The organism is Shewanella glacialipiscicola (genome assembly GCF_023283485.1).
GTDB classification, from domain to species: domain Bacteria; phylum Pseudomonadota; class Gammaproteobacteria; order Enterobacterales; family Shewanellaceae; genus Shewanella; species Shewanella glacialipiscicola.
Genome location: NZ_JAKILU010000007.1, coordinates 1 through 12,959 on the forward strand (window position 1 = coordinate 1; position 12,959 = coordinate 12,959).

The 12,959-nt window shown below is 43.7% G+C and carries 10 protein-coding genes, 1 pseudogene and 1 riboswitch; of the genes and pseudogenes, 5 read left to right on the forward strand and 6 right to left on the reverse strand.

Annotated features, from left to right (window positions below):
- Positions 1 to 469: pseudogene (locus L2717_RS07590) on the forward strand (IS3-like element ISSba3 family transposase); the annotation flags it as partial.
- Here the strand turns inward: L2717_RS07590 and L2717_RS07595 are convergent.
- The 4 genes from L2717_RS07595 to L2717_RS07610 form a co-directional block, all read right to left on the reverse strand.
- Positions 442 to 1,092 carry a hypothetical protein gene (locus tag L2717_RS07595; protein WP_220773670.1) on the reverse strand — a complete coding sequence of 217 codons (651 nt, stop codon included), beginning with the start codon at positions 1,090 to 1,092 and terminating at the stop codon, positions 442 to 444. The pseudogene L2717_RS07590 and the gene L2717_RS07595 overlap by 28 nt on opposite strands.
- Positions 1,073 to 2,119 carry a nucleoid-associated protein gene (locus tag L2717_RS07600; protein WP_173247493.1) on the reverse strand — a complete coding sequence of 349 codons (1,047 nt, stop codon included), beginning with the start codon at positions 2,117 to 2,119 and terminating at the stop codon, positions 1,073 to 1,075. The genes L2717_RS07595 and L2717_RS07600 overlap by 20 nt, the downstream gene beginning before the upstream one ends.
- 162 nt (positions 2,120 to 2,281) lie before the next feature.
- Positions 2,282 to 3,271, reverse strand: a complete 990-nt coding sequence (locus L2717_RS07605) for a nuclease-related domain-containing protein (RefSeq protein ID WP_220773671.1) — start codon at positions 3,269 to 3,271, stop codon at positions 2,282 to 2,284.
- A gap of 403 nt (positions 3,272 to 3,674) precedes the next feature.
- Positions 3,675 to 4,667, reverse strand: coding sequence for a class 1 fructose-bisphosphatase (locus L2717_RS07610; RefSeq protein WP_220773672.1), 993 nt, complete (start codon positions 4,665 to 4,667; stop codon positions 3,675 to 3,677).
- Positions 4,668 to 4,849: 182 nt separating this feature from the next.
- Here L2717_RS07610 and L2717_RS07615 point away from each other — a divergent pair, with 182 nt between their 5' ends.
- The gene (locus L2717_RS07615) at positions 4,850 to 7,177 is read left to right on the forward strand and encodes a S9 family peptidase (RefSeq protein ID WP_220773673.1); all 2,328 of its coding nucleotides are present in this window, start codon (positions 4,850 to 4,852) and stop codon (positions 7,175 to 7,177) included.
- 105 nt (positions 7,178 to 7,282) lie between these two features.
- On the opposite strand, the gene arcA is transcribed toward L2717_RS07615, so the two are convergent.
- Positions 7,283 to 7,999, reverse strand: a complete 717-nt coding sequence (gene arcA, locus L2717_RS07620) for a two-component system response regulator ArcA (RefSeq protein WP_076497949.1) — start codon at positions 7,997 to 7,999, stop codon at positions 7,283 to 7,285.
- A 583-nt stretch (positions 8,000 to 8,582) separates the two neighbouring features.
- Here arcA and L2717_RS07625 point away from each other — a divergent pair.
- The 3 genes from L2717_RS07625 to L2717_RS07635 all read left to right on the forward strand — a co-directional run bounded on the left by L2717_RS07625 (position 8,583) and on the right by L2717_RS07635 (position 11,924).
- The gene (locus L2717_RS07625; RefSeq protein WP_220773674.1) at positions 8,583 to 9,017 is read left to right on the forward strand and encodes a DUF3293 domain-containing protein; all 435 of its coding nucleotides are present in this window, start codon (positions 8,583 to 8,585) and stop codon (positions 9,015 to 9,017) included.
- Positions 9,018 to 9,121: 104 nt separating this feature from the next.
- Positions 9,122 to 9,296, forward strand: a riboswitch (Lysine riboswitch).
- Between the two features lie 149 nt (positions 9,297 to 9,445).
- Complete coding sequence (gene lysC, locus L2717_RS07630; RefSeq protein WP_220773675.1) at positions 9,446 to 10,801, forward strand: lysine-sensitive aspartokinase 3; 1,356 nt, start codon at positions 9,446 to 9,448, stop codon at positions 10,799 to 10,801.
- A gap of 1 nt (position 10,802) precedes the next feature.
- Positions 10,803 to 11,924 carry a succinylglutamate desuccinylase/aspartoacylase family protein gene (locus L2717_RS07635; RefSeq protein ID WP_220773676.1) on the forward strand — a complete coding sequence of 374 codons (1,122 nt, stop codon included), beginning with the start codon at positions 10,803 to 10,805 and terminating at the stop codon, positions 11,922 to 11,924.
- 63 nt (positions 11,925 to 11,987) lie between these two features.
- Here the strand turns inward: L2717_RS07635 and L2717_RS07640 are convergent, their stop codons facing one another.
- Positions 11,988 to 12,953: a zinc transporter ZntB gene (locus L2717_RS07640; protein ID WP_220773677.1), complete on the reverse strand. Its 966-nt coding sequence runs from the start codon at positions 12,951 to 12,953 to the stop codon at positions 11,988 to 11,990.
- Between the last annotated feature and the right edge of the window lie 6 nt (positions 12,954 to 12,959).

Here is a 12,959-nt window from a genome sequence, read left to right on the forward strand (position 1 = left end):
CTATTTAAAGACGGGTGAAGGCTGGATGTATTTGGCTGTGGTGATGGATTTATATTCACGCCGGATTGTGGGATGGCACATAGACAAACGCATGACCACGGATTTGATATCCAAGGCATTAATAAAAGCCTACAACCTGCGCCAACCAGCGCGAGGGCTGGTATTCCACAGTGACCGAGGCTCGCAATATACCAGTAAGCAATTCGGTAGGCTGCTATTGAGCTATGGTATCCGAGCCAGCATGGGTGATGTGGGAGCGTGTTGGGATAATGCCGTTGTCGAGCGATTCTTTGGCAGCTTAAAACACGATTGGATTTTTAAAGTTAATCAACCAACAAGGGAGTTTATGAAGCAAGATGTGACGGCTTACATGAAATATTACAACTTGGAGCGACTTCATTCTGCTAATGACAATCTGTCACCGGTAGAGTTTGAAAATTCTCAACTAAAAGTGTCCTGTTTGGGTTGACCAGTACACTCTGTGGTTTTTTTGTACTTTTTGCATATAACTTTTTCAAGAATTTTTAACTTCTGCTCTTTGTGGATAGGACTCTCAAAAAAGCTCATCAAATTAGATAAAGAATCCTGATTAATTTGTTCAATATCGTTAGTCACATATTGAACGGGCAAAATAAATTTACCGTTATTAACAAATACCAATTGCTGTGTATCTTTGTCCAGATAAGCCGCAACAAGTCCCAGTAGCTCAACTAATTTCAATACAGAAAGATATTTATCGACTATTGCAGGGCCATTTTCATCTTCAGAGTACCAAGCATTTTCAATTAAGTAGAATCGGGATTTTTGGATTTTACCTTTTCGGAATTGCAACACATCGTCAAAGCTATCAGCTAGAAGCCCAAGTCCTGTTCTTGGGTCTGATAGCTCCAGTTCAACTCTAGTACCGACCGTTAACTGTTCGATATCAAAAGCTTGAAGGAGATGTACACCTGTATTAGTTGAGTCTGCTAAGGCTGATTGGAGTAGCTCTAATTCTCCCGTATCAGCCGCAGTAAAGTATCCTTTTCTGCCATCGAAAAGTTCAACATTTTTGTATAGTTTACTAAGTGTCTTAAGATTCATCGTCTTCATTTTCAGCTGTTTCAGCTAATAGTTCTTCTCTTAAGTCATCAGGAATGTTTGTTAGTATAATTCTTTGATTTTTATGGTCATATTCGACATCGCCATTTTTGATTGCAGTTCTTGAAAAATTTAGCTTCCAGAACTTAGATTTACCTTCGAAGTTTACCAATCCTTTTGCTGCTCGTCGATCAGGGACAAATCCATCTGACAAACTAAACTCTTCGCGCGATAAAGTAGCTGTAAGCGCAGAGGGAGCGTCAGGCCAACAGTGATTGGCCAGAGCAGTCAAGCTGAGGGGAGTATTTTTGGGTAACTGAATTATAAATTGATGAGCTCTTTCCAAAAACTCCCCTCTAGACTCGACTCCCATCTGTTGCTCGGTTGCAAAAGTATCTAATGCTGTAACGAGCTTCTGAGTCTCAACAAGTGGTTTTAATATGTCGTTGCAACCAATAAATACTTTAAAGTAATCAGCGATATCACTTCGTCCCTTGAGAAAACTAATGTAACGCTCCCCCCCAGTTTGCCAAGCATTCAAGTCTATGCGACCAGCAACACGTAAGTGACTTAAATCAAGATGAACACTGTCAATAACATCTAGGCCATCTGTAATAGCTGTACCTACTGTTTCAGTAACAATTGCTACTAGCAAATAATGAACATCGCCGACGCTAATTTTTGCAAAAAGTACATAACCTCCCGTTGCTAATAGTTCTTCTCCCGCTTTATTGGCTAAGCGTACCATTAGTTTTTCCGATAACGTTTTAAAGTCGTACTTAGCTTCTTGGGTGTGTTGTCGAATGTATCGCTGTACGGGGTACTCATCCTCATCTGGTTCGAAACACCCAAATGCTTTACCTGTGCTACCTGAGTAAAGGTTGTAAAGGTGGTCCACTAACCTTTGCACTGACCTGTTTACTGGTAACAATGTTTCGCGTAATTCCTTGTCAGCGCCTTTGACGTGTTGTTTTTTTATTAGCTTGTGTACGATACATTCTGTAATAACGTTCTGAACTGTAGCTACATTTTCAGCCATCAAATATTTCCTTTTACTTATCATTATATTTTCGAATCTGTTACATCATTCTTGTATTCGGCGTGCGAAAGCTGGGACACGCACGAATCTCTGTTTATTCTATTTTCATAGATCTAACCTTTATTTGAAGCTATGCAACTTAGACCAAATTTTCGCCAATTTTTAAATCACCTGTGAGCTATGACTGCAATCTTGGCAGGTGAGGGTATAGCTTTGGCTGCGTTTTTGTATGTTGATATTTTTGCTTTGGCACTGTGGGCAGGCTTGTTTCATTGGCGTGTTTTTAGTGCATTGGTTGCATTTGATGTAGTAACCAAACTTACCGTACATTGGGGTGTAGTTTGTTAATTCTCCGCAATGTTTACAGCTAAGAATGCTGTGTGTGACAGATTGAGTTATTGCAGGGGTTTTAGCTTTAACTGCTTTGTTAACTTCAAAGTGTGCGATAGGTTCTCTGATTTGTTGTGTCTGCGCGAGCGTTATTTCACTCGTTGATTGATGTGGATCTATATGTCGATCGATTAAGAACTTGGTAATGGAATTGAGTTCTTGTTGATTAAAGTCGGGGCGGGTGTCGCTTACATTTATAATGCGCATGAACTTACTTTTAAGATTCATGATTTTTTCAAGTTTATCGACTAAAAACTCTGTTTTAACTAACAACTCAGAAATGGCCGTTGGCATAGTATCTCTGTTGATTACCGCATCACTTGATACCGCGCACACATGGTCCCAGCAACGCATGCCAAAGCTTTGTTGTTTTATACCAAGTAATTTTCCTAGAATTTCACTTCTATGTTGTTTTAGCATTTCTTTAAGCAGTGCTTGTTGTAGTTCAACTTGCTTGATTGGGGATGGCATACCAAACCATTTACTTCCGTGACTGCGAGACCATTCACCCTGTTGGTTGACTTCTACATGGCCTTTTATGCTTTTAGATTCAATTAAAACAAAGCCGTAGGGGTAAATAATTAGGTGATCAATTTGCGCTTTTTCGCCGTTAAAGGCGAATCGAAAATCATTGATGACCAAAACTTCAGGATGATCTTTGAAGGCGCGACGTAAATAGAAGGCAATGTCCTGTTCTTGTTTTTGACCCGCAATAGCCTGTGGTGTTTGGGTATTTTGAAGTGATTTGGTTTTTAGAATCATTTATCAACAGCATCCATTCATAACTTGATAATAATCAGCCTCATAATACCCACTTTGCCGTTCAAAGATAAAGACAAAAATAGTTAGGCGTGAACGCTGGGGCAGGCATTACTGGCTATTAGATATACGCAGGGCTTAACTGGATTAAGCTCTGTCATGTAAGTGACCGTCCGTGGCATGGATGCCAAGTTAAATTGTGCACTCATCCTAACGAATTTACATTGGTATGAAAGTGACCGTTGACGGCAGGGATGCCGTCGTCGAGCCCTCAGGGATGAGTTAATGGCGTGTCACTGGAGTAGCAATGTGAATTTGTTTTCGATGCTTGAAACAATAAGCCAAGTAAAAAGCCACTGTGATAAGTGGCTTTTTATTCTAAAAATCAGAAGCTAAGCGATTCGGCCTACTCTATATTTGGCTCTTCACTGTAGTCTAAACCATGATAGCTCAGGCAAGCGTCGACTTCGTTGCTGCTGCCGAGGATAACGGCTACACGTTGGTGAATTTGTGTTGGGATAATGTCTAAAATGGTTTCATAACCGGTTGACGCTTTACCGCCTGCTTGTTCAACTAAGAAGGCCATGGGATTGGCTTCGTACATTAAGCGCAGTTTGTACGGTTTTTTAGAGTCTTTATTGTCGGTGGGGTAAGTGAAAATACCACCGCGTGATAGTACGCGGTGCACGTCGCCGACCATGGCGGCAATCCAGCGCATGTTGAATGACTTTTCGCGCGGGCCAATTTTACCGAGCAGTAAATCGGCAATATAGGTTTGCATTGGCGCTTCCCAAAAACGTTGATTTGACATGTTAATGGCAAATTCGGCGGTGTCTGGGCTAATGCTCATGGCGGCGTCAGTCAGTAAAAACTCATTGGTTTCTGGGTGCAATGTAAACAGTTGCACGCCCTGACCTGTGGTTAATGCCAGCATGGTCGATGGGCCATAAAGTACATAACCTGCGGCTAATTGCGCGCGGCCAGATTGTAAAAAACTGGTTTCAGTTAGTTCGCCAGCAGGGGCGGGCAGGACAGAGAATATCGTACCGACTAACGAGTTAATATCGATATTAGATGAACCATCTAGCGGATCGAAACACACTAAATACTGACCACCTTTGCTAACTTCAACCACATGATCTTCTTCTTCCGACGCTAAACCACGTACTGTACCGTCAGCTTTTAAGGCATCTTTGAGCATGTCGTTAGTGATGATATCCAGTTTTTTCTGGGTTTCACCTTGGACGTTTTCTTGCTCAGTCGCACCTAAAACGCCCGCAAGTGCACCGTGACGAACGGCGTGGCTAATGGCTTTTGAGGTGTCGGCTAAGGTTAAAATTAACTGAGAGAGGGAATCGTTCACTGCCTGTGAGGTCAGGTGCTGGGTCAGAGTCTGCATGTTATGTCCTTTAGAGGTTCAACAATGAGGTCAATTTCGTTATTTGCCGCGAATGATAACCCAGTTAGTCAACAATTTCAGTGCTGTTATATGCTATTTCTATTTTGAGGTGGCCTCTGGCACAATGTCGGCTTGTTTTTAATCGCTACCTTGTTAGGCGATTATGTATCCAAGGGATAATAATGACTAAAAATGGATTAACTTGGTCCCTCAAGCAAGCGTTTAAGTTAAGCGCTCCTCTACGAATAACTACTCAGGTCGCTATGGTTTCAACTGCAATCGCTTCAACCACTTTGATTTCAACTCTGACGCCCGCTTTTGCTATAGAAGGCGGTAAACAACCACTGACGATTGAGCGCATGAATGCATCGCCTGCATTAGCGGGCAGTAGCCCTCGGGGCTTAAAATTGTCACCCGACGGTCAGCGCGTCACCTATCTTGCTGGTCGTAAAGATAACCAAAATTTTTACGACTTATGGCAAATGGAGGTCAAAACCGGTGAGTCGAGTTTGCTATTAAGTGCCGATAAACTTGCTATCAATGAATTATCCGATGAAGAAAAAGCGCGCCGCGAGCGCCAACGCATTTATGGCGATGGCATTATGGAGTACTTTTGGGCCGATGATAGTAAAGCATTATTAATTCCCGCTTCTGGCAATCTGTATTACTTTTCCCTCGTTGACAGCAGCGTGACTCAATTACCGATTGGTGAAGGTTTTGCTACTGACGCACGGCTGTCACCTAAGGGCAACTTTGTTTCTTTTGTGCGCGATCAAAATCTGTATGTGTTAGATCTGGCAAGTAAAAAGCTGCAAGCGCTAACGACCGATGGCGGCGGGGCGATTAAAAATGCGATGGCTGAGTTTGTTGCTCAAGAAGAAATGGATCGCATGACGGGTTATTGGTGGGCGCCCGATGAATCGGCCATTGCCTTCACCCGTATCGATGAGTCTGGCGTCGAGCAAGTGACGCGTAACGAAATTTATGCCGACGGCATTAAGCTCACCGAGCAGCGTTATCCCTATGCTGGTAAAGCCAACGTCGAGATTACCTTAGCTGTGGTCACGTTAAAGGATAAAGCCATTAATTGGGTGACCCTGCGCGAAGATAATAGCGAAGATAACAGCAAAGACATTTATCTGCCGCGCGTTAATTGGCTGCCCGATAGCAAGCATTTGTCGTTTCAGTGGCAGAGCCGCGACCAACATAAATTAGATTTACAGCTAGTAGCTTTAGATGCTTTGACTAAGCCGAAAACCTTAGTTAAAGAGCGCAGTGACGCTTGGGTTAATCTCAATAATGATCTGCACTTTTTAAAGCAGCAAGCAGCTTTTATTTGGGCGTCGGAACGCGACGGCTTTAATCATTTGTATTTGTTTGATTTAAAAGGTCAGCTCAAAACGCAATTGACTAAAGGCGAGTGGGCAGTTGATGAGCTCGAATACATAGATGAAACCGCAGGCTGGGTGTATTTCACGGGGCGTAAAGATACGCCAATCGAGAAACAGCTTTATCGTGTACCTTTAGCGGGCGGAAAAGTTGAGCGCGTGAGCACGCAAGCGGGGATGCATGATCCGGTTTTTGCCGATAATCAAAGTGTCTATCTAGATTATTTCAATAGCTTATCCCAACCTCCGCAAATTAGCTTACACGGTGATAAAGGGCAACAACTAGCATGGGTTGAGCAAAATGCCGTTAAGCAAGGCCACCCTTTGTATGACTATGCGGGGCTGTGGCAAATCCCTCAATTTGGTGAGCTCAAAGCCGAAGATGGCCAAATGCTACAAACCCGTTTATTTAAACCGATTTCCTTTGACGCGAGTAAGAAATACCCTGTTGTAGTGCGGGTTTACGGTGGGCCACACGCACAATTAGTCACTAACAGTTGGAGCGAGCAGGACTACTTTACTCAATACTTAGTGCAGCAAGGTTATGTGGTGTTTCAATTAGATAACCGTGGCAGCGCTCACAGAGGCACTCAGTTCGAGCAAGTGATCTACCGTCATTTAGGCGAAGCCGAAGTGAACGATCAAAAAGTGGGTGTGGACTATTTACGTAGCCTAGCTTTTGTTGATGCCGACAATGTGGCGATTTACGGCCACAGTTATGGTGGTTATATGGCCTTGATGAGTTTATTTAAGGCGCCAGATTACTTTAAAGCGGCGATTTCGGGCGCGCCTGTAACCGACTGGCGTTTGTATGATACCCATTATACTGAGCGTTATTTAGCTCATCCCGATAGTAATGAAAAGGGATATGAAGCCAGTAGCGTGTTCCCCTACGTGAAAAACTATCAAGCGGGTCTCTTGATGTATCACGGTATGGCTGATGATAACGTGTTGTTTGAAAACAGTACTCGGGTTTATAAAGCGCTACAGGATGAAGGTAAATTATTCCAGATGATCGATTATCCGGGATCTAAACATTCAATGCGCGGCGAGAAAGTGCGTAACCATTTATATCATTCACTGGCTGACTTTCTCGATAGACAGCTGAAAAACACAAAATAGTAGGTATAAAAAAGCAGCTATAAAAAAACCAGATCCTAGGATCTGGTTTTTTTATGAGTCAATTCTTATCGAATCGACTGTTGTTTCTTGTCGCTTCGAGGCCGATTAAGCTTCTAAGTTACCGCAGAAACGATAGCCTTCACCGTGAATAGTCGCGATGATTTCTGGCGTATCTGGCAAGCTTTCAAAATGCTTACGGATACGACGAATCGTCACGTCAACGGTACGGTCGTGTGGCTTAAGCTCACGGCCAGTCATTTTCATCAGTAGATCAGCACGGGTCAGAATTTTGCCTGGGTTCTCAACAAAGTGCAGCATAGCGCGGAATTCGCTACGTGGCAGTTTGTAAGATTCACCCTGTGGGCTGACTAATGAACGGCTGTTGATCTCTAGGCTCCAATCATTGAAGCGATAGTATTCTACTGAGCTCTTTTCTTCTACTTCGGCGCCAGCGCTGTTGACGCGAGTCAGAAGGTTACGAGCACGAATCGTCAATTCACGTGGATTGAACGGCTTGGTAATATAATCGTCCGCGCCAATTTCAAGTCCAAGGATTTTGTCGACTTCGTTATCACGACCTGTCAGGAAAATTAGACCTATGTTGTTGATTTCGCGTAATTCACGCGCTAACAATAAGCCATTTTTACCTGGTAAGTTAATGTCCATAACAACTAAGTTAATTTTGTTCTCTTGCATAGCCTTATGCATTTCTGCGCCATCATTGGCCTCTGTTACCACATACCCTTCTGCCTCGAAAATACTTCTCAGCGTGTTACGGGTAACGGCTTCGTCTTCAACGATCAGAATGTGCGGATTTTGCATATTATTTACCTACATTATAACAAGTTTATACTAACCAATAAGAGCAACTTACTTCGGGCTCTTATATTCATAAAAGCATTGATACTTCCTTGAACTATTTTAGTGTTCTAAAGGAAATCGTTACGACGACACGTTAGGATGCAGATTAAAGCACGTATTAAGTGTAATACGAGAAAACGTAATCAGTACCAACTTCGATAAGCAATAGTTAGAATAAGTTCCTTAACTATTGTTTTTTTAAAATGTTTAAATGATAAATTAAATGTAGAACATATTTAGACAGATGCTCGACCAGTTTGTATTATCCGAAGCGATATATGTAACAAACTGTATTAAAGCTTAAACACCTTGCGTAATCTGCTTCAACTCACCAGTACGTGCATTGTACTCGTTTTAGTCATTTGTTAACAAATGAAATGTTAACAAATTTTAGACGTGTACTGAATTTTAGCATGATATTTACTTTAGCTATTGATTAGTTTAACTAATGTGACATGTGTTCCTGTGAGCTCGCTCACACCTCTTTAGGTTTTATATTCTGTCTGCTACACTAATTTGGGTTAAATTTTCGATTAGACAACCAATGGACTACACGACTCAAGATTTATGGCAATGTTACCAATCACCGTTATTTTTGCTAACTCAATCATTATCCAGTAATTTTTCTTTTGCTATTATTACCGCTCATAATCCTACCGCTATGCTCCTTAGCCCCAGTCAAAACCGTTTACTCGATCGTCAGTTACTGCGTGAAATTGAATTACTCGGTAGCCCTTATCGTGCTTTAGTGGGCGCTGCGCCGGATTTATCTCATATGGAAAAAAGCTGGGCGGTGTTTATTGATAGAACCATGGCACTGCAATTGGGTAAAAAATTTAATCAATACGCGATTTATATTGTTGAGCAAGGCGATGTGAGCTTAGTGCCTTGTCTTTTACACGGGCATGATGAAGTGTGTTTGGGTAAATTTAGCGATCGGGTCAGGTTAGTGTCTGAACTACCCGATATGAGAAATTAAACCTGCTATTTTTAAACGATTTTATGTGATTTTTCATTTGTGATGAAATTAGCATTGACTTCATTAGGGGTTTATTGCTACTTTTTTCGTCCCTTTCCTTGGAAAGGAACAGAAGAGGAGCGTTAACTAGGTAGTCGGTCAGAGGAGCACAAACTCCAGTGATGACCGATGAGGGAGATTAACGCCGAGGCATAGATATGGTTGTTGCATGTTTATGTCGGTCGCTCGGGCTGAATCCTGACGATTGTCACCTGTAATTGGTGGAGAGCTTCTGGTGACGATTGCTGTTTCCCTCAATTGGGGTGCGTTATCATTGAGCACCAGGCTCTTCGAACGAAGTCAGTTCGGAGTGTAATCATGTTAGTTAATCAATATCTTATTCAATCTGCTGTTATTTCTCGCCCTACGTGTTTCGCGGAGGTGCGCTAATGTCCCTCGTTGTCGCAAAATTTGGTGGCACTTCCGTCGCCGATTATGGTGCTATGAATCGTTGTGCTGACATAGTGTTAGCCAATCCTAATTGTCGTTTGGTCGTGGTCAGTGCTTCAAGCGGTGTCACTAATTTATTAGTCGAATTGACCCAAGAATCGATTAATGACGATGGCCGTTTACAGCGATTAAAACAAATTGCCCAAATCCAATACGCTATTTTAGATAAGCTCGGCCGTCCTAATGATGTGGCTGCCACATTAGATAAATTGCTAAGCCGCATGGCGGTATTAAGCGAAGTCCTCGCGACACAACGCAGCAAAGCCACGGTAGATGAACTGTTGTCCCTTGGTGAGCAATGTTCTTCGCTACTCTTTGCTGCAGTGATCCGTGAGAAAGGTGTTAACTCGAGTGCATTTGATGTACGCCAAGTGTTACGTACCGACAGCCATTTTGGCCGTGCTGAACCACAAATAGAACACATAGCGACCCTATCACGGGATTATTTACAGCCATTATTGGCTGAGCAAGTCATTGTGACTCAAGGTTTTATCGGTGCAGATGATGCTGGCCAGACGACGACATTAGGCCGTGGCGGTAGTGATTATTCTGCCGCATTATTGGCTGAAGCCCTGCGTGCATCAGCTGTTGAGATTTGGACCGATGTTGCGGGGATTTATACCACCGATCCTCGCCTTGCGCCAAATGCATTTCCGATTGCCGAGATAAGCTTCAACGAAGCCGCTGAAATGGCCACCTTTGGCGCCAAAGTATTGCACCCTGCGACGATTCTTCCTGCCGTGCGTCAGCAAATTCAAGTGTTTGTGGGCTCAAGTAAAGAGCCTGAAAAAGGCGGTACTTGGATACGCCATCAAGTAGAAGATGCGCCCATTTTCCGGGCTGTGGCATTGCGCCGCGATCAAACTCTGTTGAATCTTCATAGCTTACAAATGCTGCATGCTCAGGGCTTTTTGGCTGAAACCTTTGCGACATTAGCGCGACATAAAATCAGTGTCGATTTAATTACCACCTCAGAAGTGAACGTGTCATTGACGCTGGATAAAACTGGCTCAGATTCAAGCGGTCAAGGGCTATTGAGTGAATCACTGCTGCAAGAGTTATCACAACATTGTCGTGTACGTGTTGAAGATGGCTTGGCTTTAGTGGCGATTATTGGTAACCGTATTGCGACGACGCCGGGTATTTGTCGACGCGTATTTGAAGTGTTAGAACCTCACAATGTAAGAATGATTTGCCAAGGCGCTAGCCCACATAACCTGTGTGTATTAGTCGCAGAAGCGGAAGCGGCGCAAGTGGTTAAATCGCTGCACCAAAATCTGTTCGAAGGCGTTTAATATGTTGCCGACAACATCGTCTCTGCAAATAGGGGAGCTTGCCGCAGGGCAGGCGCTCACTATCCCTATTTACCATTTTAAGCCGAGCGCCGATAAGGCAACCGGCCCAAAAGTGTATATTCAGGCCAATGTGCACGGTGCTGAGGTGCAAGGTAATGCGGTGATTTATCAGCTGATGAAGCAGCTTGAACACTGTGATATTCGCGGCGAAATTACGTTAGTGCCACTGGCTAATCCACTGGGAATTAACCAAAAAAGTGGTGAGTTTACCCTTGGCCGTTTTGACCCTATTACGGGAGCAAACTGGAATCGTGAGTATTTGAATCACGCTATTGATTTGCCTACTTGGTATCGCGAACATGCCAATTTGAGTGACAGCGAGCTGATTCAAGCCTATCGCAGTACGTTAATTGAAGCCTGTCAGCAAAAATTGCTGTATGAATGGGGTATTACCACTGGCCATCGGCTTGCAGTCAACTTGCAAATTATGGCCCACTGCGCCGATATCGTGCTCGATTTACACACAGGCCCTAAGTCCTGTAAACATTTGTATTGTCCTGAATATGACTTAGCCGCTGCCCAGTTTTTATCGATTCCTTACACGTTGGTAATCCCCAATAGTTTTGGCGGTGCTATGGATGAAGCGGCATTTTGTCCTTGGTGGCAATTGAGTGATGTTGCTAAGTCGCAGGGACGGGATTTAGCCGTTGCAGTGTCGGCATTAACCTTAGAGTTAGCGAGCCAAGAGCGAGTGTGTCTTGAGGATGCACGACTGGATGCCCAAGGTATTTTGGCGTATTTGAGCCATCGAGGCGTGATTGCGCAAACCGTAGCCCCCGTCAAAATGCCGCGTTTTGGCTGTTATCTTAAAGACTATAAAAAGTATCATGCGCCCAGTGCTGGTTTAGTGGAATATCTCGCGGCCGTTGGTGAGCCATTGGCGGCGGGACAACCATTAGTGAATATATTGCGAATGGATTTATACGGCACTGTGGATGAACTTAAAAGCTTGAGTTTGCCGCAATATTGCGTGCCTATTTTACACTTTGCTTCGGCATCCGTGCATCAAGGGACTGAGCTTTACAAAGTCATGACTCATGTGTTCGAGTTACCCGCAACATAATACCTAATATCGGTAATAAACAACGCCAATCTTAATCGATTGGCGTTGTTGTTATTGGGGTGGCTATAACCATTTAAATCGATAAAACAGCGCCATTTGCAGCGCAACGAGTGAGATTAATATGCCGCAGAAGGTAGTAAAGGCCCAGATATTGTCCGCGCCCGGTATGCCACCAATATTGACCCCGAGTAAACCCGTTAAAAAGCCCAACGGCAAGAAGATTGCCGATACTAAAGATAAGAAATATAAGCGTTTATTCAGTTGCTCTGATTGTTGGCTGAGTAATTCTTCTTGAGTCACATTGGCCCTATCGCGCAGGGCATCGAGATCTTCTATCGTGCGGATAAGCTTATCGTTTATTTCCCTGAGTTTGAGTCTTTCAGTATCAGTAAATAGACTGAATTGTTCTGCAATCATTTTTGAGAAAGCTTCTCGCTGCGGGGCTAAATAGCGGCGAATAGCCACTGTTTGACGACGTAACTCGGCGATGTCGGTACGCAAATCCTTTACATTACCCGAGACAACCAACTCTTCTAAATCAGACAGTTGCTCTTCGAGCTTATCGATAAATTCGACTTTTCGATTGGTGAGCCGCTCACACACGGCAACGATAAAATCGCCTGTCGTTGTCGGGCCAGAGCCTTCAATGATTAATTCCGCCACATCTTTTACTGATTGCAACTCGCGATCGCAGGTCGAAATAATCCGCTGCTTATCGGCGAAGATACGTACAGCTATCATGTCTTCGGGAGCTGAATTGGGGTTGAGGTTAATTCCCCGTAATGCCAGTAATATCCCCTCGTCAGCAATGACGGCGCGGGGGCGAGTATCTTGTGCCAGTAGAGCATCACTCTCGACCTTTGGCAGGCCGCTATTGAGTATCCAATGGCGCGCTTTTTTATTGCGATAGCGAAGATGCAACCAGAGTAAGCCATCCTTGGGGTCCCATTCCTCAATTTGTTCTAGGCTTAAGGTCGTACCCGCTTGGGCACCGCTAAGCACTAAACTGTAGATAAATCCATCGTGCATATCGCA